This window comes from Duganella sp. GW821-FHT07G03, assembly GCF_059418605.1.
In genome coordinates this window covers 109,895-131,545 of record NZ_JBWKQE010000017.1, presented here as the reverse complement: position 1 = coordinate 131,545, position 21,651 = coordinate 109,895, and the positions used below count along the sequence as shown (strand labels likewise).

At 64.7% G+C, this 21,651-nt stretch carries 14 protein-coding genes; 6 read left to right on the top strand and 8 right to left on the bottom strand.

All coding sequences use genetic code 11. The annotated features are described in order from the left end of the window. Positions 1 to 22: 22 nt before the first annotated feature. Both AC07OK_RS20850 and AC07OK_RS20845 read right to left on the bottom strand, forming a co-directional pair. Positions 23 to 2,557: an ATP-binding protein gene (locus tag AC07OK_RS20850; protein WP_494692082.1), complete on the bottom strand. Its 2,535-nt coding sequence runs from the start codon at positions 2,555 to 2,557 to the stop codon at positions 23 to 25. 184 nt (positions 2,558 to 2,741) lie between these two features. Then, positions 2,742 to 4,388 (bottom strand): SulP family inorganic anion transporter, encoded by a 1,647-nt coding sequence (locus AC07OK_RS20845; protein ID WP_494692081.1) that lies wholly within the window; start codon positions 4,386 to 4,388, stop codon positions 2,742 to 2,744. Between the two features lie 283 nt (positions 4,389 to 4,671). Here AC07OK_RS20845 and AC07OK_RS20840 point away from each other — a divergent pair, with 283 nt between their 5' ends. Further along, positions 4,672 to 5,967, top strand: coding sequence for a porin (locus AC07OK_RS20840; protein ID WP_494692080.1), 1,296 nt, complete (start codon positions 4,672 to 4,674; stop codon positions 5,965 to 5,967). A gap of 29 nt (positions 5,968 to 5,996) precedes the next feature. Here the strand turns inward: AC07OK_RS20840 and AC07OK_RS20835 are convergent, their stop codons facing one another. Continuing rightward, complete coding sequence (locus tag AC07OK_RS20835; RefSeq protein ID WP_494692079.1) at positions 5,997 to 6,569, bottom strand: TetR/AcrR family transcriptional regulator; 573 nt, start codon at positions 6,567 to 6,569, stop codon at positions 5,997 to 5,999. Between the two features lie 88 nt (positions 6,570 to 6,657). Here AC07OK_RS20835 and AC07OK_RS20830 point away from each other — a divergent pair, with 88 nt between their 5' ends. After that, positions 6,658 to 7,806, top strand: coding sequence for a thiolase family protein (locus AC07OK_RS20830; protein WP_494692078.1), 1,149 nt, complete (start codon positions 6,658 to 6,660; stop codon positions 7,804 to 7,806). Positions 7,807 to 8,031: 225 nt separating this feature from the next. Continuing rightward, a complete protein-coding gene (locus tag AC07OK_RS20825; protein WP_494692077.1) occupies positions 8,032 to 9,522 on the top strand; it encodes an FAD-dependent monooxygenase in 1,491 nt (496 codons plus the stop codon). A 2-nt stretch (positions 9,523 to 9,524) separates the two neighbouring features. Here AC07OK_RS20825 and AC07OK_RS20820 read toward each other — a convergent pair whose 3' ends face one another. Continuing rightward, positions 9,525 to 10,994 carry a GGDEF domain-containing protein gene (locus tag AC07OK_RS20820; protein ID WP_494692076.1) on the bottom strand — a complete coding sequence of 490 codons (1,470 nt, stop codon included), beginning with the start codon at positions 10,992 to 10,994 and terminating at the stop codon, positions 9,525 to 9,527. Between the two features lie 209 nt (positions 10,995 to 11,203). Here AC07OK_RS20820 and AC07OK_RS20815 point away from each other — a divergent pair, with 209 nt between their 5' ends. Together AC07OK_RS20815 and ku are read left to right on the top strand one after the other, a co-directional pair. Next, entirely contained in the window at positions 11,204 to 12,208 is a 1,005-nt protein-coding gene (locus AC07OK_RS20815; RefSeq protein ID WP_494692075.1) for an SDR family oxidoreductase, read from the top strand. Positions 12,209 to 12,211: 3 nt separating this feature from the next. Beyond that, complete coding sequence (ku, locus tag AC07OK_RS20810; protein WP_494692074.1) at positions 12,212 to 13,105, top strand: non-homologous end joining protein Ku; 894 nt, start codon at positions 12,212 to 12,214, stop codon at positions 13,103 to 13,105. On the opposite strand, the gene AC07OK_RS20805 is transcribed toward ku, so the two are convergent. Beyond that, a complete protein-coding gene (locus tag AC07OK_RS20805; RefSeq protein ID WP_494692073.1) occupies positions 13,102 to 13,791 on the bottom strand; it encodes a PEP-CTERM sorting domain-containing protein in 690 nt (229 codons plus the stop codon). The two genes, ku and AC07OK_RS20805, sit on opposite strands and share 4 nt — an antisense overlap. Before the next feature lie 89 nt (positions 13,792 to 13,880). Beyond that, positions 13,881 to 16,316 (bottom strand): DNA ligase D, encoded by a 2,436-nt coding sequence (gene ligD / locus AC07OK_RS20800; protein ID WP_494692072.1) that lies wholly within the window; start codon positions 16,314 to 16,316, stop codon positions 13,881 to 13,883. A 176-nt stretch (positions 16,317 to 16,492) separates the two neighbouring features. Here ligD and AC07OK_RS20795 point away from each other — a divergent pair, with 176 nt between their 5' ends. Beyond that, a complete protein-coding gene (locus AC07OK_RS20795; RefSeq protein ID WP_494692071.1) occupies positions 16,493 to 16,849 on the top strand; it encodes a hypothetical protein in 357 nt (118 codons plus the stop codon). 112 nt (positions 16,850 to 16,961) lie between these two features. On the opposite strand, the gene AC07OK_RS20790 is transcribed toward AC07OK_RS20795, so the two are convergent. Together AC07OK_RS20790 and AC07OK_RS20785 are read right to left on the bottom strand one after the other, a co-directional pair. Further along, entirely contained in the window at positions 16,962 to 18,455 is a 1,494-nt protein-coding gene (locus AC07OK_RS20790; RefSeq protein WP_494692070.1) for an efflux transporter outer membrane subunit, read from the bottom strand. Between the two features lies 1 nt (position 18,456). Continuing rightward, positions 18,457 to 21,645, bottom strand: a complete 3,189-nt coding sequence (locus AC07OK_RS20785; protein ID WP_494692069.1) for an efflux RND transporter permease subunit — start codon at positions 21,643 to 21,645, stop codon at positions 18,457 to 18,459. Between the last annotated feature and the right edge of the window lie 6 nt (positions 21,646 to 21,651).

Sequence of the window (21,651 nt, the reverse complement as noted above, 5' to 3'; positions counted from 1 at the left end):
GACTGCCACTATGATATACCCGTCAGGCTTGTGCTTCCAACTCATTCCCCGCCTCGTCCAGCAAACCGCACAGCTGCGGATACTGGTGCAACCGTATCATGTGCTCGATGCGTTCCACCACTTCACCCAGTTCCAGCGGCAAAGGCGCCAACAACAGCGCCACGCGCCCCAGGTTCAGCTCTTGCAGGGCGGTTTTCAGCTGGTGGCGCAGCGCCGGTTCCAGCAAGCCCAGGTCGTCGCGCGACAGCGGCGGCGGCAAAGGCAGGCGCGCGCTGTGGTGGCGGCGCTGGAACTGCACGCCCAGCTGCTGCTCCAGCACCGCGTACAACTGGTCCTGCTCCACCGGCTTGCGCATGAATTCATCGGCGCCCGCGCCCAGCGCCTCTTCCCGTTCCTCGGCAAAGGCGGACGCGGTCAGCACCACCACCTTCGGCTGCGGGCCGGCGGCGTTGGCGCGGATCTGGCGCGTCGCGCTCAGGCCATCGAGCGCCGGCATGCGCCAGTCCATGAACACCAGGTCGGGACGCCAGACGTCGACCATCGCCAGCGCCTGGGCGCCGTCACCCACCACCGCCACGTCGAAGCCCAACGGCTTGAGCAGGTTCTCCAGCAGCGCGCAGCCGTCGGCGTTGTCGTCGGCCACCAGGATGCGGCGGCCGCGCTGCGGCGGCGCCAGCGCCGTCACTTCATCGTCTTCGCCGTCGAGCGGCGCACCGTCGGCCACCTGCACCGCGATGGCGAAACGGAAGGTGGCGCCGGTGCCGGGTGTCGATTGCACCGTCAGCTCGCCACCCATCAGCTGCACGAACTCGCGCGAAATGGTCAGGCCCAGGCCGGTGCCTTCATGCGCGCCGGGTCCCTCGGCCTGGATAAACGGCTCGAAAATGCGCGCCTGGTCGACCGGCGAGATGCCGGGGCCATTGTCGATGACGGCGAATTCCAGCTCGCAGCGGCCGCCGTTGGGGATATTGCGCATGGCGCCGCGCACCCGCAGCGTGACCTTGCCCTGCCCCGTGAACTTGACCGCGTTCGACATCAGGTTGAGCAGCACCTGGCGCAGCTTGGTGCCGTCCACGCGGGCGCCGGCGGGCAGGCCGGCGGCGTCCAGTTCCAGCTCGGCGCCGGTCTGGCCGGCGCGCATGCTGACCATGTCCATCACTTCCTGCAGCATGTCGTCCAGGCCCACCACCTCGGTTTGCAGCACGGCGCGGCCGGCCTCGATCTTGGACAGTTCCAGGATGTCGTTGATCAGCGTGAGCAGGTGCTGGCCGGAGCGGTGGATGATGGCCAGGTTGCGCTTCTCTTCCGGCAGCATGTTCTTGGAGTCCGCCATCAGGCGCGAGAAGCCGATCACAGAGTTGAGCGGCGTGCGCAGCTCGTGGCTCATATTGGCCAGGAAGATGCTCTTGGCCTGGTTGGCGGCCTGCGCCTGCAGCACCGCGACCGACAGCGCGTTGGTGCGCTCGGCCACCAGGTCTTCCAGGTGGATGCGGTGGCGCCGCAGCTCCTGCTCGGCCACGCGGCTGGCGGTGACGTCGTAGTTGACGCCGACCATGCGCGCCGGCTGGCCGTCGGCGTCGCGGAAGATCATGGCGTCGCCCTTGATATGGTGCACCGAGCCGTCGGCCCAGACCACGCGGAACTCGACGTCGAACTCGGCCCGGCCGTCCAGCGCCTGGCGCAGCAGCGCCTCGGTGGGGATGGCGTCGTCCGGATGCATCATGCTGCGCCACAGTTCGAACGGCCGCGCCACCTTGCGTCCCTCGATGCCGTGCAGGCGGTACATCTGCTCGTCCCATACCACTTCGTCGCTGGGGATGTTCCAGTCCCAGATGCCGATCGCCGCCGCGCTGCTGGCGATCTGCAGCCGCTCCTCGCTGGCGTGCATGGCGACGAAGCGGCTGTCCATTAGGCGCACCATCTCGCGGATCGAGCCGTTCAGGGTTTTGAGCTCGCCGAAGAACCAGTCGCTGGGCGGCAAGGCGCCCGGATTCTGGCCGGCCTTGACGTTGGCGGCGTAGCGTTCGATGGTGGTCAGCGGCTTGAGGATCAGCTGCCACAGCAGCAGGTACAGGCTCAATACCAGCGTCACGTCCAGCACGAAGATCATGCCGCCGATGGTGTACAGGCGCTGGCGCAGCTGCTCGATCAGGCCGGCCGGCGAGGCGTACACGGTGATGACGCCGATGTTCTGGCCGCCGGCGACGATGGCGCGCCGCTCCGACAGCAGCTCGGGATTGTCCGGCATGCGGCTGGTGGCGATCAGCTGCGCCTGGTCGTTGCGGGTGATGATGAAGGGATGGTTGCTGGCCACCGGCGCGACCGCGCTGGCATACAGGTCGCGGTTGCTCAAGCCGCTCTTCATGATGGTGACGATCTGGGTTTCGTCGAAGTTCCAGGCCGGCAGCGCCACGGCGGCGGCCAGTTCCTCGGCGCTGTTGGCCAGCGTCTTGTGCAGCTGCTCCCAGCGTTGGGCGCGCTCGACCTGGTAGAAATACAGCGCGAACGTGGTCAATACCACCGTCACCACGGCGGTCAGCGTGACGCTGACGAACACGGCAATTGATACTCTTCCTGCACGGCGAGCAAGTCGGTCCAACATCGGAAAACCATTCTTTGGGGTTAGTCTGCGCTTGGAACTTTACATCTTCGACTTAAATCATAGGAGCAAACCGACCGGAAGTCCACGCATTTTATTGCCCAAAAGGATTTAATTACAGGACCAGCAAGTTTTTACACATTCAAGCAACATCCTTGACGGTATGTAAATGGTCGCAGGCGATGGCCGTGCTCAGGAACAGCTGGCCGTTCAGCTCGCGCAGCAGCGCGCTGTTGCGCAGGCGGTCCAGCACCGGCCCCTTCACTTCGGCCAGGTGCAGGCCGATGGCGCGCCGTTTCAGCCCCTGGTTCAACTCCGACAGCGCGTACAGCGCGGTGGTGTCGATCGAGCTGACCGCCGTCATCACCAGCACCAGGTGGCGCGCGCTGGCGTGGGTGGACAGTTCGCACTCGATGCGCTCGACCACCGCCTCCATATTGCCAAAGAACAGATTGGCGTCGATGCGCAGCATGAGCAGTTCCGGCTGGGTTTCGGCCGGATAGCGTTCGATATTGCGGAAATGTTCGGTGCCGGCGATGCGGCCCAGCACCGCGATGTGCGGCCGGCTGGCGCGCCAGATCAGGGTGCCCATCGACAGCGCCACGCCGATCACCACGCCCGCCTCCACGCCCAGCACCAGCACGCCCAGGCAGGTCGCGCCCCAGGCCAGCACGTCGCCGCGGTCGTACTGCCAGGCGGTGCGCACGATGTCCAGTTCCAGCAGGCCGAGCACGGCGACGATGATGGTCGCGGCCAGCACCGGCAGCGGCAGCAGCGCCAGCCAGCCGGTGGGCGCCAGCAGCGCGCAGGCCAGCAGCGCGGCGGTGATCAGGCTGGCCAGCGGCGTGTTGGCGCCGGCGGCGAAGTTGACGGCGGAGCGCGACAGGCTGCCGGTGACGGGGAAGCCGCCGGTCAGCGCGCTGGCGACGTTGGCCGCGCCCAGGCCGATCAGCTCATGGTTGCTGACCAGCTTCTCGTTGCGCTTGAGCGCCAGCGACTGCGCCGCCGACATCGACATCAGGAAAATGATAAAGCCGATCAGCATACCCGGCTGCAGCAGCGGCTTCCAATGCGCGCTGGAGCTGGCCAGGTTCAAGTGCGGCAGGCCGCCGGGGATGGCGCCGGTGGTGCGCACGCCCATGTCGGCCAGGCCGGTGGTGGCCATCAGCACGATGCCGGCCAATACCACCACCATCGGCGCCAGCTTGGCGGCGATATCGGCCACCGCCGGGCGCATGCCGCAGCGCTTCAGCAGGCCGGCCAGGTACTGCTTGGACAGCACCAGCACCAGCAGCGCCCCCACGCCCATCACGGCGCTCGGCATATGCACGTGCGGCAGTTCGGCGCCGAGCAGCGTATGCAGCTGGTCGTAGGCGATCACCAGCGCCGAGCCGACGGTAAAGCCGCTCATCACGGGACGGGAAAAGAAGTTGGCCAGGAAGCCCATGCGCAGCACGCCGCACAGCAGCAGCGCCGCGCCGGAGATCAGCGCCAGCTGCGCCGCCAGCACCGCGGCCAGCGAGGAGCCGGCCGGCGCCAGCGGGCCGATGACGGTGGCCGTCATCAGCGAGATGATGGCCATCGGCCCCACCGACTGCGTCATGCTGCTGCCGAACAGCGCGTAAATAATCGGTGGCAGGATGCTGGCGTAAATCCCGACCACCGGCGGCAGGCCCGCCACCAGTGCATAGGCGGTGCCCTGCGGGATCATCATCATCGCCACCACCAGGCCGGCGGAGATGTCGCCGGCCAGCAGTTCGCGCCGGTAGTTCTTCAACCAATGCAGCATGTGTTCGTCCACGAAACTAGAAATACCGCCAGTCTACGTCATCGGCCATGGCGCGGCCCAGCCTTAGACGTTTTTTATTCTTTCATATACGAAAATCGCATAAGACCAAGCGCAGTCACGATCGCAAAACACGCTTGTGTCTCTTTTGCAACTCCAAATTTCTCGCAACGCGCGGCGTCCTGTACAAGTGCCGACAGCACTGGCATATTGAGGAAACGTTCTAAATAGCACGAACGTTCGATCTTAAAGATCAAGTACAAAAACAAACAACTATTGGAGACTTATGAAAACAAAATTACTAGCCGGCATGATCGCGGCATGTTGCGCCGCCCCCGCCCTGGCCCAGTCATCCGTGGTGATCTACGGGATTGCCGATGCCGGCTTAATGTACGTCAATAACGGCGGCAACGACGCCCGGACCAAAGTGGTCAGCGGCATCGCCGACGGCTCCCGCCTGGGATTCAAGGGTACGGAAGACATGGGCGGCGGCTACAAGGCCGTCTTCAACCTCGAGATGCGCGTCCAGCTCGACAATGGCAGCAATCAGGCGGGCAATTTGTCCAGCAACCAGGGTTACGCCCTGACCAAGGGCTTGAACTTCCCCGTACCGGCCGCCGCCGGCGGCGCAGCCACCGCGGCCAAGTTGCTGGCTGGCGTGCGAGGCGCGCTACAGCCCGCGGTCAACGTCAACCTCAACGGCGCCATCTTCGACCGCACGTCGATGGTGGGCCTGGTGACGCCGGTCGGCGCCGTACTGCTTGGACGGATGTACACACCCGACTACGAAGTGCTGGCCAACGCCGACGTCTTCGAAACCGGCACAGCCGGCGGCTGGGGCGGCATCGTCGGCGGCAGCGGCGGCTTGTTGACGGCGGGCGTGGCGATCCGTTCCGACAAATCGATACAATACCGGGTGCAATCGCCGAACGGCGTCAGTGCCGCGCTGATGTACGGCACCGAGAACTCGGGCTACATCGGCATGGACAAGCGCTCCTGGGGCGCCAACCTGTTCTATAAGGCGAAGGGGCTGGATGTCGGCCTCGGCTACAACCATGGCACCGATCAACTCGGCAATCCCGGCCTGATCACCACCACGCTGGGCGGTTCCTACAAGCTCGGCGACTGGAAACTGTTCGCCGGCTACCACCAGCAGCGCAACGAAAACTCGGTGATCATCCTGTACGCCGACGCCGCCCTGGCCCCGACCTTCGCCGCCTTCGGCCCGGCCCTCGGTCCGGTGCTGGCGGGCGAACTGCACCGCACGCTCGCACGCACCTTCTACCTCGACGCCGCCAGCACCCAGATCGGCCTCCACTACCAGATCGGCGCCGGGCGTATCATGGCTTCGGTGGCGCGCCAGCACGACAGGACCGCGTCCGGCAGCGACGCCACCCAGTTCGCCTTGGGCTACGACCACAACCTGTCCAAGCGCACCGATTTGTACATGGTGGCGGCCTACATCAGGAATCAGGGCGATGGCCAGTACGCGATCGGCGCCGCCAGCGCCTCGGGCGGATTCACCTCCAAGCCGGGCGAGGCCAGCAAAGGCATCCAGGTCGGCATGCGCCACCGCTTCTGACGCGGCGGCCCTGGCGACGCAGGGTCAAGCTACGCTCCTGCAGGCAGCGATTGCTGCACTGCCTGCAGGATTTCCGCAGACAGCGCTTGGTCGTCGACGGCGCGCGCCAGCACGATGGCGCCGACCATCGAGGCATAAGTGGCCAGCGCCAGCCTGCGCCGTGCCGCCGGATCGTCGCCCGGCATCAGCTCTTGCAGCACCGCCATCTGCCCGATTGCGCCCTCGGTCAGCGCGTGGCGCACCTTGGGACCGAGGCGCGCGATGTCGGCGCCCAGCGCGGTGACCGAGCAGCCCTTCTCCGGATGCTCGCAATGCTGCCTGGTCAGGTAGCCGTCGCTGATTTTCTCCAGCGCCGTGTCGCGCCCTTCGGCCAGATATCCTTCCCAGCGCTGCACCGATTTTTTCAGCGCATGCGCGGCGGCCTCGGCCAGCAAGTCTTCCTTGGAGGCGAAATGGCCGTAGAAGCCGCCGTGCGTCAGGCCGGCGCTCTTCATCAGATCGGCCACGCCGATGCCGTCGTAGCCTTTTTCGCGGAACAGTCGCGCCGCCGTTTCAACGATGCGCTCGCGGTTGAGCGCTACCTGTTCCCTGCTGACTTTCATGGCGATCTCCTTCTCAAATCCTATTGACATCATACATGACGAGCGTAATATATCAATCATTACGATCATCATCAAAAGGAGTTCCACCATGAAAGCAGTGATTAGCGCCTATGCCCGTTCCCCCTTCCACTTCTCCCGCAAGGGCAAGCTGGCCGAAGTCCGTCCCGACGACCTGGGCGCCCAGGTGGTGCGGGGCCTGATGCAGCGCACCGGCCTGGACCCGAAGTTGCTGGACGACGTGATCCTCGGCTGCGCCTACCCGGAATCCTCGCAGGGCAACAACCTGGCGCGCATCGTCTCGCTGCTGGCCGGTTTTCCGCATGAGGTGCCGGGCATGACGATCAACCGCTTCTGCGGCTCGTCAATGTCGGCCATCCACATCGCCGCCGCGCAGATCGAGGCCGGCCTGGGCGAGGCCTATCTGTGCGTCGGCGTCGAATCGATGACGATGGTGCCACAGGGCGGCTACAACTTCTCGCCCAACCCGCGGCTGCTGGCGGAAACCGACGCCTACATCAGCATGGGCGACACCGCCGAAAACGTCGCCCGCAAATACGAGGTGTCGCGCGCCGACCAGGAACTGCTGGCCTTCCAGTCGCACCAGAAGGCGACCAGCGCCCGCGCCGCCGGTTTGCTGCAGGATGAAATCGTGCCGGTCACCACCACCGCCGGCGAGGTGGTGGCCGAAGACGGCTGCATCCGCCCCGCCACCACCGTCGAAGCGTTGGCCGCATTGAAGCCGGTGTTCGATCCCGAGCATGGCGTGGTCACGGCCGGCACCTCGTCGCCGCTGACCGACGGTGCTTCGGCGGTGCTGGTCACCACCGAGGAATTCGCCCGCAGGCACGGCCTGAAGCCCAGCGCGCGCATCGTCTCGATGGCGGCGGTGGGCTGCGATCCGGCGCTGATGGGCATCGGTCCGATTCCGGCGACGCGCAAGGCGTTGAAGCTGGCCGGCCTGCAAGCGAGCGATATCGACGTGGCGGAGATCAACGAAGCCTTCGCCTCGCAGGCGCTGGCCTGCGTGCGCGAGCTGGGGATACGGCCGGAGGTGTTGAATATCGACGGCGGCGGCATGGCGATCGGCCATCCGCTGGGCGCCACCGGCGCGCGCATCACCGGCAAAGCGGCGGCGCTGCTGGCGCGCACCGGCGGCCGCTACGCACTGGCCGCCCAGTGCATCGGTGGCGGCCAAGGCATCGCGACGGTGCTGGAAAAGTTCACGCCGGCGGCTTGACACCCGGCGGTTTTTTATCCAGTATCGCGCTGGTGCAATCAGCACCGCCACCAATTGAGGTTGCCCTCCCCCACTGCTCACACCTTGAGCCTACCCGCTAGACACAACGCCGCCGCAAGGGCGGCGAGCCGTTCCGTGTCCGGCGGGTTGATTGACACTGATCGCCAGTGTCCCCCTTCTTTTTTTGTTTGACCAATTTGGCGCCTTTGCGCCGAAGGAGTTCCTATGATTTATGACGTCGTCATTGCCGGCGCGGGTCCTGTCGGCCTGTTCCTCGCCTGCGAGCTTGGTCTCGCCGGTATCCCTGTGTTGGTGCTGGAGCGAGCCACAGACCCGCGCAATCCCTTGAAGCGGCTCCCGTTCGGCATGCGCGGCCTGTCAGTGCCCAGCGTCGAAGCCTTCTATCGCCGTGGCCTGCTGGCGGACATCGCGGCGATAGCATCCGGCGCGCCGCAGCCGCGCCGCCAGGCCGGCCATTTCGCCGGCATCCCGTTCGACGACGCCAACATCGATACGTCGCAATGGCCGTATCGCCTGCCAGGTCCGGCCGACACCACTATGGCGGCCGAGATGGAACAGATCGAATCCACCCTCGCCGCGCGCGCCGCCACATTGGGCGTCGAGATCAGGCGCGGCATCGGCGTCGACCAAGTCGGGCAGTCGGAAGATGTAGTGACCATCCAGGCCGGCGGCGAAACCATCCAAGCGCGCTGGCTGGTCGCTTGCGATGGCGGCCGCAGCACGGTGCGCAAGGCGCTGGGCTTTGAGTTCACCGGCACCGATCCCGAGCTCACCGGCTATTCGGTGCAGGTCGACATCGCCGATCCCGAGCTGCTAAGCGCCGGCCGCCACTACACGCCCACGGGCATGTATTTTCAGTCGCGGCCCGGCACGATAGCGATGGTCGAATTCGACGGCGGCGCCTTCCACCGCACGCAGCCGATCACACTGGAGCAGGTGCAGGCGGTCTTGCGCCGCGTCTCCGGTACCGACGTCACGCTGACGGGGCTGGAACTGGCCACCACCTGGACCGACCGCGCCTGCCAGGCGAGCGCCTACCGCAAAGGACGGGTTTTGCTGGCCGGCGACGCCGCCCACATCCACTCGCCGCTGGGCGGCCAGGGGCTCAACCTGGGACTGGGCGACGCCATGAACCTGGGCTGGAAGCTTGCAGCCACCATACGCGGCGACGCGCCGGCCGGCCTGCTCGACAGCTATACCAGCGAGCGGCATCCGGTCGGTGCGCAGGTGCTGGACTGGTCGCGCGCGCAGGTAGCGCTGATGCGGCCAAGCCCGCACGCACGCGCGCTCGAGGCCATCATCCGGGACCTGATCGGTACGCGCGACGGCGCGACCTATTTCGCCGAGCGCGTGTGGGGCGTCTCGCTGCGCTACGACATGGGCGGCAGCCATCCGCTGGTGGGCCGCAGCGCTCCCGATTTCGAGCTGGTCGACGGCAGGAAGCTGGGGGAACTGCTAGGCAAGGGCCATGGCCTGCTGCTGGACTTTGATGACATCCGCCAGCCTTGGCAGGCACTGGCCGGCCGCTGGAGCGACCGTGTCTCCTATGTCGCCGCCCAGGTCAAGGACAGCCTGGGCTTGAGCGCGATCCTGGTGCGGCCGGACGGCTTTGTCGCCTGGGCCGGCGAAACGTCCGCCGTCGAAGCGAAAGCCGCCCAAGCCACAACGCGCTGGTTCGGCCAGCCGCCGCGCTAGACTTATTGCGCGGCGTCGATGCAGTTGCGGCCCGCCCGCTTGGCGCGGTGCAGCGACGCGTCCAGCCGGTCAAGGACGGTGGCGCCGCCCTCGTCCGCCCCCACCTGGGCCACGCCCAGGCTGATCACCACGTCGCCGCTGCCCGGCAGATCCGCTTCGGCGATCGCGCCGCGCAGTTTTTCCGCCAGCCGCATGGCGTCGGCCGCTGCGGTGTGGGTGGCGATGATCAGGAACTCTTCGCCGCGCATGCGCGCCAGCAGGTCCGAGGTGCGCAGCCGGCCTTTGACCACGTCGGCCACCGCGCGCAGCGTTGGGGTGCCGACCGGCGAACCGTATAAATCGTTTTCAGACTGGAAGCTGGCGACATCGAACGACAGCACCGCCAACGGCAGGCCGTAACGGCGCGCGCGGCGGATTTCGTTGTCCAGCATGTCCTCGCCGGCGCGGCGGTTGGCGGCGCCGGTGACGCTGTCGATGGTGCTCATCAACGTGATCTGGTCGGACAGTTCTTCATTCCGGTGCTTCAATTCGCTCATGCCCAGGCCAAAGCTGACAAACTGCGCCAGGCTGGCGAAGCAGGCGAACTGCTCGCGCGAGAAGGTGATGTGACGGTCGAACATCAGGCAGATCGCGCCCAGTTCGGCGCCGCCCGGTTCGGCGCGCAACGGCAGCGCCAGCACCATGCGCACGCAGCGGTCGTGCAGCAGCATCGCCAGTTCCGGGTCGCCGGCTTTTTCCGGCGCGTCCAGCAGCACCATTTCACCGCGCGCTACCGCCAGCAGCGGCGGGAACACCTCGCGCAGCGGCGATTGCAGCAGGCGGTCGCGCCGTTGCAGCAGGCGCGCCAGGTCCAGGTGGTTGCGCGATTCCTGCGCCACCAGTTGCAGGTCGCCCCGCTCCTTCATGTGCAGCACGGCGGTATGGCGCACGCCGGGGAAATTACACAGCGCCAGGCAGATCTGCGCCGACATCGATTCGATGGTGTCGATGCCGCTCAGCGCGCGTTGCAGGCTGCGCTGCACGCCCAGCAGGTCGCGCAACTCCTTTTCCTTGTCCAGCAAGGCTTGCTGCAAGGCGGCGGCGGCGTCGGCCGGCACCGCCAGCGCCTGTTGCACGGCCTGCTGCAACTCGTCGCTGAGCACCGGGCAGATGCGGTAGTCGAACTGGCCGTAGGTCATCAACTCCGGCAGCCACCCGCTGTGCTCGTAGGCGCACAGCACCAGCACCGGCGCACCGGCGCGGCCCCGTATCAACGCGCCGACGCCGACCAGCTCGCTCAACTGTTCGTAGCCGTTCAGGTCCAGCACCAGCAGGTCCACGTGGCGTTTGCCAAGGGCCGCAGCCGTGGCGTCGACGTGCTCGGTCATGGTCAGCTGGGAGAACAGCTCGCCGCAGCAAGCCTGGAACTCCGCGCGCCGCTCGCCTTGGGCGTTGAAAAAGACACCTACGCTAGTGGTCCGGTCCGCCATCATATTGCTCCTACGCATGCTTTTGAGTGTGAAAAAATGTATCCCGGTACTAGTGTGACATAAAGTTCATAATTAGCAATATTTTTTGTATTAAAGACTAGACTATTTCCCAAGGTAACTAATCGGCGTCGCGGTTTTGCCGCATATGTGTGAACGAACGCACCGTCACAGGACACATAGCCGCAAATACTGTGTACTCCAAGGAGGATGCCATGGCAAACGACAAGAATCAATCGGATCCGGACGCAGCCAGCATGCAGCGCGAGATCCAGCAACGCCAGGACCAGTCGGATGAGCACAGCAAGCAGGAAACGCGCGCCAGCCAGATTGGCGACCGCCAGGGTCCGGTGCAAACGACCCAGCACGACTATCCCGGCACACCGCTGCCGGCCCAGCATCTGGAAAAGCCGGGGCTGGAGGCCGAGATGCAGCGCAAGCCGGAATTCCTCGCGCCCGACTACTGCGGCAGCGGCAAGCTGGCCGGCATGGTGGCCATCGTCACCGGTGGCGACTCCGGTATCGGCCGCGCGGTGGCGGTGCTGTACGCGCGCGAAGGGGCCGACGTGGCCATCATCTACCTCAATGAGCATGAAGACGCCAACGACACCAAGCGCTATGTGGAGGCGGAAGGCCAGAGCTGCATGCTGCTGCCGGGCGATGTGCGCGACGCCGCCTTCTGCCGCAGCGCCGTCGAGCAAGTGCACGAGCGCTTCGGCCGGCTCGACATCCTGGTCAACAACGCCGCCTTCCAGGAGCACGCCGAAAAGCTGAGCGACCTGACCGAAGAGCGCTTCGACCTGACCATGAAGACCAACGTCTACGGCTACTTCCACATGGCCAAGGCGGTGCTGCCCTACCTCAAGCGCGGTGCGGCCATCATCAATACCGGCTCGGTCACAGGCCTGAAAGGCTCGAAGCACCTGCTGGACTATTCGACCACCAAGGGCGCGATCCATGCGTTCACGATGTCGCTGGCGTCCAACCTGCTGGAACACGGCATCCGCGTCAACGCCATCGCGCCCGGACCGGTATGGACGCCGCTGAATCCCGCCGATGCGCCGGCCGATCAGGTGGCGCAGTTCGGCGCCAGCACCGACATGCAGCGGCCCGCGCAACCGCAGGAGCTGTCCCCGGCCTATGTGTTCCTGGCGGCGCCCTGCTGCTCCAGCTACATCACCGGCATCGTGCTGCCGGTGACCGGCAGCGTTGGCGAGTAGGCCATGGCGGCGCGCGCATTGTGGAAAGGGGCGATCAGCTTCGGGCTGGTGCACATTCCGGTCGAGATGTATTCGGCCGTGCAGGAGCACGAGCTGGACCTGACGATGCTGGACCGGCGCGACTTCTCGCCGGTCGGCTACCGGCGCTACAACAAGAACACCGGCAAGGAAGTGAGCTGGGACGATATCGTCAAAGGCTATGAATACGAGGACCACGAGTATGTGGTGCTGTCCGACGAGGACCTGAAGCGAGCCAATCCCGAGGCCACCGGGACGATCGACATCCAGGCCTTCGTCGACGCCGCCGAGGTGCCGCTGACCTACTACGAACAGCCCTACTATCTGGCGCCGTCGCGCGGCGGCGCCAAGGTGTATGCGCTGCTGCGCGAGACGCTGCGCAAGGCCGGCAAGATCGGCATCGCCACGGTGGTGATCCGCACCAAGCAGCACTTGTGCGCCCTGGTCTGCGTCGACGACAAGATCGTCTTGAACACGCTGCGCTATGCGGCCGAGATCCGCAGCGCGGAAGAATTGAAGCTGCCGCCAGCCACCATGAAGGCGGCCGGCATCAGCGACAAGGAGCTGCAGATGGCGCTGTCGCTAGTCGAAGGCATGAGCGAGGAATGGAGACCGGAGCAGTACCACGACACCTACAAGGACGACGTGCTGGCACTGGTGAAGAAGAAGGTGAAGGCGGGCCAGACCAAGATCATCACCGCCGCCGAGCCGGAGGCCAGGTCGGCGAAGTCGTCGAACGTGGTGGATCTGGTGGCGCTGTTGCAGGACAGCCTGGGCAAGCGGCCGGCGAAACCCAGCCGTACGCCCAAGACTAAGACGACGGCCAGGCGCCCTGCCGCGCGCAGCCCATCCCGCGCGCGCGCCGGCGCGGCGCATTAACGGCGGCGCGTTTTCCAGGCCAGTGCCGCCAGGCCGGCCAGCAGCATGGCGTAGGTTTCCGGCTCAGGCACGGGAGTCGGCATCGGCGTGACCGTCACCGACGTCAGGGCGCCGTTCGCGCCCATCATCGCGTGGGTCGCGTTGGAGGAATAGGTGTAGTAAAAGCTCGACTGGCCAAAGCTGGCGAAGTCCAGCTGGCCCGGCATGGTCGACGCGCTCAGGGCCAGGCCGGATTTGTCGAAGAAGCTCACCGCCATCATCTGCGATGCGTAGGCATTGGCCGACACGTTGGCGATGCCGAAGCTGTCCGCGCCACCCAGGGCCGCGGCGTTGTTGGCGACCTGCACATTGGTGCTGCTGTAGTTCGCGTTGCCCAGGCCGATGCTGGCGCCGCCGATGCTGACGTCCAGGCTATTCTGGGCCGCGGGCGCGGCATACATGGTGCTGCCGCCGAAGTGGCTGAACACGCCGGTCGCGGTGTCGTAGCTGAAATGACCGGTGAGCTGATCGCCCACCGACACGGTGCTGCCCGACAGGCTGCTGGAGGCAACCGGGCCGCCGCTGAACGTCTGCGGCGAAAATTCGACCATTTCCTGGATTTTGGCTGTGAAATCAAATTGATAGACGGTCGCTTGGGCGGCATTGAACAAGGTCATACCGGTTAGCAAAATGGACAGCTTTTTCATCTGGGGGCCTGAATTGAGTATCAAGCCGCCATTAAAACATTCGCAACACCTGTTGTCAATAGCAAATTATTATTCCACCAAGAAAACATTCAAAAAGCACCGGGCTTGAAACCCAGGACTTTCATCGCCGAGGCCAGCCCCTTGGCGGAGTGCTGATAGGCGTCCCAAGGCGCGTTGCCGGCATCGAGCCGCGAGTGCACGTTGGCGACGCTCCACTGGTCGGCGCCGCGCAAGCCGTCCAGCTCCTCCCACGCCAGCGGCACGGAAATGCCCAGGCCGGGCCGGCTACGCGCCGACCACGCGGCCACCGTGGTGGCGCCCCGCCCGTTCCGCAGATAATCGATGAAGATCCTGCCGACGCGGTTGCGCGGCCCGCTCTTCAAGACGAAGCGCTCGGGGATATGCTCCGCCATGTGGGCGACGATAGCCTGTGAAAACGCCTTGACCTCGTCCCAGCCATACGCCGGCCGCACCGGCACCACCACGTGCAGTCCCTTGCCGCCGCTGGTTTTCAGGAAGGCCGGCAGGCCCAGATGATCGAGGAAGGCGCGCATCAGCTGCGCCGCCTCCTGCACTTGCGGCCAGGTGACGCCCTTGCCGGGGTCGAGATCGAACACCATGCGGTTGGGCTTTGCGTAGCTGGACGCGTTGGCGTTTTGCGTGTGCAGCTCCACCACGTTCCACTGCGCGGCCGACAGCAAGCCCCGTTCGCTGGCAATTTCCAGCATCGGCGGGTGATCGGGATCGAGCGATGGCGCCAGATGTTTAACGCCGGGCAGCTTGCCGGTCTCGGCGTGCTTCTGGAAGAACAACTCGCCGCCCACGCCAGCCGGCGCGCGCACCAGCGAGACGGGGCGGCCCTTCAGGTGCGGCAGTATCAACGCGCCGACCAGCGCGTAGTAGCGCACCAGCGTGATCTTGGTGGCGCCGCTTTGCTGGTCAATCACGCGCTCGGGATTGCTGATCTTGAGTGTGGCGGGCAGCTTGCCCTGCACTGTGCTTGCTGGCTGCATGGTTGCTTGCTCCTTGAGATGGGCCGGCACTTCGCGCACGATGGCGTCTGCCTTCTTGTCTTTGCGTAGGCCTTTGAAGACGGCGTGCCGGATCGAGCCCGCATGCGTCCAACCACCGAAGCTCACTTCCGCCACCAGCGCCGGCTTGAGCCAGTGGGCTTTCTTGTCGATCTCGCGATTGGGCGCGAACGGGCTTTTGTCCGCCGCCAGTTTATCCATTTTGTTTTTGATGTCTTGCAGCCTGCCGGCGTTGAAGCCGCTGCCGACGTTGCCCGCATATTGCAGCTTGCCGTGCTTGTCGTAAGTACCCAGCAGCAGTGAGCCGAAGCCGCTGCGCGAGCCCTGCGGATCGGTGTAGCCGCCGATGACGAACTCCTGCCGCTGGCCGCATTTAAGCTTGATCCAGCTGCCGCTGCGGCGCGAGGTGTAGCCGCTGTCGCGGCGCTTGCCGATGATGCCCTCCAGGCCCATGCTGCATGCGGCCGCGATCATCTGCTGCGGCGTGGCGTCCAGCGCGGCGCTGAAGCGGATGGTGTCGGACGGCTTGTTGTCGAGCAGCGCTTGCAGCATGGCGCGGCGCTGCTCCAGCGGCGCCTGGCGCAGGTCGCGGCCGTCGTGGAACGGGATGTCGAACAGGAAGTAGACGATGTCGGCGAAGTTGTTTTCGTCGAAGGCGTTTTGCAGCAGGCCGAAGTCCGGACGGCCGTTGTCGTCGTGGACCACGATTTCGCCGTCGTACCAGCCGGGCGGCAGTTTTAATTTGGCGAGGGCGTCACGCAGCGGTTGCAGGCGGTGCGTCCAGTCGTTGCCGTTGCGCGTGAACAGGCGGATATCCTTGCCATCGATACGCGCCAGCAGACGGTAGCCGTCGAACTTGATTTCGAATAGCCAGTCTTCGGGCGAGGACGGCGGCGCATCCACCAGCGTGGCCAGTTGCGGCGACAGCGTTTCCGGCAAGGCGGCCATCGGCAGCGCCTTGACGCTATCCGGCATCTCATCCACCACGCTGAACTCATCGGCGGGCCGCGCGTAGTCGTCCTTCTCCTTGATGAGCAGCCACGGCTCCTGCTTCTCACCCTTGCCCTTCATGCGTACCAGCGCCCAGCGGCCGTGCATCTTGTGCCCGACCAGTTCAAACTTCAGGCTCCCCTCCGCCAGCGCCTTGTGCGGATCGCCCAGCGGCCGCCACACGCCGCGATCCCAGATGATCACCTTGCCCGCGCCGTATTGTTTGGGCGGGATCGTGCCTTCGAAATCGTTGTAGGAAATCGGATGGTCTTCCACATGCACGGCCATGCGCTTGTCGTGCGTGTCGTAGCTGGGGCCCTTTGGCACGGCCCAACTCAACATGACGCCATCGAGCTCCAGCCGGAAATCGTAATGCAGGCGGCTGGTCCAGTGCTTTTGAATGACGAAGGCCAGCGCTTCCCCTCCCTCCTCGCCGCCTTCGACCGGTTCGGGGGTGATCGCGAAGTTGCGCTTGGACTTGTAGGTTTTAAGAGCGTCTCCCATTCGAACAGATTATGCCCACGCGACCCGCGATTCCGTGCGCTAGCCAACATGTAAGCAATCTGGAGAGCTTGTAAGCGAATGTAAAGCCCGTCAACGACAGCGCTCCGGGCCGCGTTTTTTGCTCAGTGACACGGGAATTGTCCCGGCTCCAAATCAACCTGAATGAGGATTTCATCATGAACAAACTTATCGCTACCCTGATCGCCGGCCTGTTCGCTACCGCAGCTTTTGCACAGACCCCAGCCACCAAGCCAGTCGCTCCAGCCGCTCCGGCAGCTGTGAAAGCCGAAGCCAAGGAAGCCAAGACCGACGCCAAAGCCACCGCTAAAGAAACCAAGACTGAAGTCAAAGCCGAAGCCAAGACCGCCAAGGTAGAAGCCGAAGCCAAAAAAGACGTCGCAGTCGCCAAGGCTGACGAAAAAGCCGACAAGGCCGACGCCCACGCCAAAGCTCACAAAACCAAAGCCAAGGCCCACGCCAAGGCCGTGAAAGCCGAAGCAGCAGCTGCACCAGCTCCTGTCGTCACCAAGTAATTTCGCAGCACGCGGCGGCCCCCAGCCCGCCGCTGACGTAAAAAACCCCGCCAGCCTGAACGCGCTCAAAGTCGCGTTCAGTGCCGGCGGGGTTTTTCATTGGTCGTTCAGCTTATTGCTGCGCGACCTTGGGTGTAGCGTTGACGCCATCCCAGCCGCCGCCCAGGGCGCGAATCAGCGCCACGGTGGTGACTGCGCGATTGCCACGCAACTGCACCGCGGTGCGTTCCACCGTCGCCAGGTTGCGCTGCGCATCCAGCAGATCGAGGTAGCTCGAACGGCCGGCCGCGTACAGCTTCTGCGCCAGGTCGGCGGAGCGGCGTGCAGATACCACCGCATCTTCGATCTGCGCGGTCTGGCCAGCCAGGATGCGCAGGCCCGCCAGGTTGTCTTCCACTTCAGCGAAAGCCACCAGCACGCTCTGGCGATAGGTGCCGACCGATTCCTCAAGCGCCGCTTCGCTGCGCGTGATGTTGGCCTTGTTGCGGCCACCGTCGATCAGCGGCATCGACATCAACGCGCCCAGCACCCACGAACGGCTGCTCCACTTGAACACGTCGGCGACGGTATTGCTCGAAATGCCGCCGGCGTTGGCGTTCAGGGTCAGCGCCGGGAACATCGCCGACTTGGCGACGCCGATGCGGGCGTTGGCCGCTTCCATCGTGCGCTGCGCCGAAGCGATGTCGGGACGACGCTCCAGCAGCGACGACGGCAAGCCTGCCGGGATCACCGGCAGCAGCGAGGTATCGAGCAGCGGGCTGGCACCGGCCGTGTAACTGGCCGCCGGTTTGCCCAGCAGGACCGCCAGTGCATGCTCGGTCGTCACGCGCTGGCGTTGCAGGCCGATGGCTTCGGCACGCGAGGTGGCCAGTTCGGTCTTGGCGCGCGACAGGTCGAATTCGCCGATGTCGCCCAAGTCGAAGCGACGCTGATTGACCTTGACGTTTTCTTCGCGGGTTTGCACCGTGCGGTTCAGCGTTTCCAGTTCGGCGTCGGTGGCGCGCAGACGGAAGTAAGTCTGCGCGACATCGGCCTGCACCGACAGCAGCACCGAACGATAAGTAGCCTCCACGGAAGCTGCGTCGTTGCGGGCGGCGCTGACGTTGGACGACACGCGGCCGAACAGATCGACCTCGTAGCTGGCCGTCAGGTTGGCGCTGAAGGCGTTGCCCGCAGCGACCGGCGTACCGGCCGGCAGGCCAAGCGCCACGTCGGACTGGCGCTGGCGCTGCGCGCCAACGTTGACGCCAACCTGCGGAATGCGATCCGCCTCGGCGATGCCGGCGATGGCGCGGGCCTGCTTGACGCGGGCTGCGGCCACGGCCAGGTTGGCGTTGGCCTTGGTGGCTTCGGCGATCAACTCATTGAGAGCCGTATCGTTGAAAGCCAGCCACCACTCGCCGCGCGGTTGCGCTTCGGCGGCCTGCGCCTGCTTCCAGGTGCTGCCGTCGGCGGCGACCTTCACCGGCGCAGGCAGTTGCGATTCCTTGAACGCGACCGGCACGTCCATCGCAGGCTGCTTGAATTCCGGCGCGGCGCATGCGGTCATCAGCAAGGCCGCCAATACAGGCGCCACACCTTTAGCGATCATATGCAGCTTGTTCATATTAGTGAGTCCCTTCCAGTTTTACCGCAGCGGCATCGCCGGCCACGGCAGGTTTTTTCTTCTCCAGGCGCACGGCCAGCTTGCGCAGCAGGACGTAGAACACCGGCGTCAGGAACAGGCCGAAGAAGGTCACGCCCAGCATGCCGGCAAACACCGCCACACCCATCGCATGACGCATTTCCGAACCGGCGCCGTGCGAGAACACCAGCGGCAGCACGCCCATGATGAATGCGATCGACGTCATCAGAATCGGACGCAGACGCTGACGCGATGCTTCCAGCGCCGCTTCGACGATGGTGCGGCCATGGTGTTCCAGTTCACGCGCAAACTCCACGATCAGAATCGCATTCTTGGACGCCAGGCCCACCAGCACGAACAGCGCAATCTGGGTGAAGACGTTGTTGTCGCCGTGGGTCAGCTTCACGCCGAGCAGTGCGCACAGGATCGACATCGGCACGATCAGGATCACCGCCAGCGGCAGGGTCCAGCTTTCGTACTGGGCTGCCAGCACCAGGAACACCAGCAGTACGCACAGCGGGAACACATACATCATCGTGTTACCGGACAGGATGTCCTGATAAACCAGCTCGGTCCACTCGTAGCCAATACCTTTCGGCAGGACTTCGTTGACGATCTTGGTCATTTCGGCCTGCGCTTCACCGGTCGATACGCCAGGAGCGGCGCCGCCATTGATTTCCGCAGCGACGTAGGCGTTGTAGCGCTGTACGCGATCCGGGCCATAACTATCCTTGACGCGCATCAGCGACGACAGCGGAATCATCTCGCCCTTGTTGTTGCGGACTTTCAGCTGGGCGATGTCTTCAGCGTGCGAACGGAACTGCTTGTCCGCCTGGACGCGCACCTGGTAGGTACGGCCAAACTGGTTGAAGTCATTCACATACAGCGAACCCAGATTGATCTGCAAGGTCTGGTAGATCGTCTGCAGCGGCACGCCCAGCTGCTTGGCCTTGGCGCGGTCGATGTCGGCGAACAGCTGCGGCACGTTGATCTGGTAGCTCGAGAAGACGCCGGCCAGTTTCGGGTTCTGCCATGCCTTCATCTGCACCGCTTGCACCGCCTTGTACAAGGCGTCGTAACCCAGGTTGTCGCGGTCTTCGATCATCAGCTTGAAGCCGCCGGTGGTACCCAGGCCGCTGACAGGAGGCGGCGACAGCACCAGCACGAAGGCGCCTTCGATGGAGCCCATGCGCTTGTTGATTTCACCGGCGATCGCTTCGGCCGATTCGCTGGCCTTGGTGCGCTGGTCGAACGGCTTCAGGCCGACGAACACGATACCGGCGTTAGGCGCGTTGGTGAAGCCATTGATCGACAGGCCAGGGAACGAGATCGAGTTGTCGACGCCAGGGATGTCCTTGGCGATGTCCGACATCTTGCGGATCACGGCGTCGGTACGGTCCAGCGAAGCGGCGTCCGGCAGTTGCGCGAAGCCGATCAGATAGCCCTTGTCCTGCGGCGGCACGAAACCTGGTGGCACCAGCTTGAACATGAAGCCGGCGGCAACCGCCAGCACGGCATACACGACCAGCGAACCGCCCTTGCGTTTCAATGCGCCTCTCACGCCGCCTTCGTAGTTCTCCGAAGCGCGGTTGAAGAAGCGGTTGAACCAGTTGAAGAAGCCGCCGAATACCTTGTCCATGCCGCGGGTCAGCGCGTCCTTCGGTGCATCGTGCGAACGCAGCAGGGTCGCGGCCAGGGCCGGCGCCAGGGTCAGCGAGCTGAATGCCGAGATCACGGTCGAGATGGCGATGGTCAGCGCGAACTGCTTGTAGAACTGGCCGGACAGGCCCGACACAAACGCGATCGGCACGAACACGGCGCACAGCACCAGGGCGATGGCGATAATCGGACCGCTCACCTCTTTCATCGCCTGGATCGTCGCGTCATGCGGCGTCAGGCCGTTGGAGATATTGCGCTCGACGTTTTCCACCACCACGATCGCATCATCGACCACGATACCGATGGCCAGCACAAGACCGAACAGCGACAGCGTGTTGATCGAGAAGCCGAAGCCCAGCATCACGGCGAAAGTACCAACCACCGACACCGGCACCGCCAGCAACGGGATCAGCGAAGCGCGCCAGGTTTGCAGGAAGACGATCACCACCAGCGCCACCAGGATCACCGCTTCGATCAGGGTGTGGATCACGGCGTCGATCGACTCGCGCACAAATTGGGTCGGGTCATATACAACGCTGTACGTGACGCCTTCCGGGAAATCTTTCGACAGGCGGGCCATCGTCGCGCGGACGTCGGTCGACAGTTGCAGCGCGTTGGCGTTCGGCGCTTCGAAAATAGGAATCGCCACCGCCGACTTGTTGTTCAGCAGCGAGCGCAGGGCGTACGAGTTCGAACCCATTTCAAGACGGGCGACATCCTTCAGCAGCGTGACCGCGCCGTCGGCGTTGGTCTTGAGGATGATGTTGCCGAATTCCTCAGGGCTCTTCAAACGACCTTGCGTGTTGACGGTCAGCTGGAAGTCCGCGCCCTGGCTTGGGCCCTGGCCGATCACACCGGCGGCGACCTGCACGTTCTGCTCACGCACCGCGTCGACGACGTCGCCGGCGGTCAGGCCGCGCTGCGCCACCTTCTGCGGATCGAGCCATACGCGCATCGCGTAGTCGCCCGAACCGAACAGCTGCACCTCGCCCATGCCGGGCAGGCGGGCCAGTTGGTCCTTGATGTTCAGCACCGCGTAGTTACGCAGATACAGGTCGTCGTAACGGCCGTTCGGCGATTGCAGGTGGACCACCATGGTCAGGTTGGGCGAGGACTTGACGGTCGTCACGCCGATCTGGCGCACTTCTTCCGGCAGGCGCGGCAGAGCGCGTTGGACGCGGTTCTGCACTTGCGTTTCGGCCTGCTCGACGTTGGTGCCGATCTTGAAGGTGACGGTCAGCGCCAGCGCGCCGTCCGAGGTGTTTTGCGAGGACATGTAGAGCATGTTCTCGACGCCGTTGATCTGTTCCTCAAGCGGCGCGGCCACGGTTTCGGCGATGATCTTCGGATTCGCGCCCGGATACTGGGCCCGCACCACGATCGATGGCGGCACCACGTCCGGGTACTCCGAGATCGGCAGCTTGAAGATAGCGATCAAGCCGGCGACGAAGATAATGATCGACAGTACAGCCGCAAAAATCGGCTTGTCGACAAAAAATCGAGAGATATTCATATTGTT

Coding starts and splice junctions, on each gene's coding strand:
- AC07OK_RS20805 (WP_494692073.1), bottom strand. CDS start 13,791: ATGAAAAAGCTGTCCATTTTGCTAACCGGTATGACCTTGTTCAATGCC.
- AC07OK_RS20815 (WP_494692075.1), top strand. CDS start 11,204: ATGGCAAACGACAAGAATCAATCGGATCCGGACGCAGCCAGCATGCAG.
- AC07OK_RS20820 (WP_494692076.1), bottom strand. CDS start 10,994: ATGATGGCGGACCGGACCACTAGCGTAGGTGTCTTTTTCAACGCCCAA.
- AC07OK_RS20825 (WP_494692077.1), top strand. CDS start 8,032: ATGATTTATGACGTCGTCATTGCCGGCGCGGGTCCTGTCGGCCTGTTC.
- AC07OK_RS20840 (WP_494692080.1), top strand. CDS start 4,672: ATGAAAACAAAATTACTAGCCGGCATGATCGCGGCATGTTGCGCCGCC.
- ligD (WP_494692072.1), bottom strand. CDS start 16,316: ATGGGAGACGCTCTTAAAACCTACAAGTCCAAGCGCAACTTCGCGATC.
- AC07OK_RS20795 (WP_494692071.1), top strand. CDS start 16,493: ATGAACAAACTTATCGCTACCCTGATCGCCGGCCTGTTCGCTACCGCA.
- AC07OK_RS20785 (WP_494692069.1), bottom strand. CDS start 21,645: ATGAATATCTCTCGATTTTTTGTCGACAAGCCGATTTTTGCGGCTGTA.
- ku (WP_494692074.1), top strand. CDS start 12,212: ATGGCGGCGCGCGCATTGTGGAAAGGGGCGATCAGCTTCGGGCTGGTG.
- AC07OK_RS20830 (WP_494692078.1), top strand. CDS start 6,658: ATGAAAGCAGTGATTAGCGCCTATGCCCGTTCCCCCTTCCACTTCTCC.
- AC07OK_RS20835 (WP_494692079.1), bottom strand. CDS start 6,569: ATGAAAGTCAGCAGGGAACAGGTAGCGCTCAACCGCGAGCGCATCGTT.
- AC07OK_RS20845 (WP_494692081.1), bottom strand. CDS start 4,388: ATGCTGCATTGGTTGAAGAACTACCGGCGCGAACTGCTGGCCGGCGAC.
- AC07OK_RS20790 (WP_494692070.1), bottom strand. CDS start 18,455: ATGAACAAGCTGCATATGATCGCTAAAGGTGTGGCGCCTGTATTGGCG.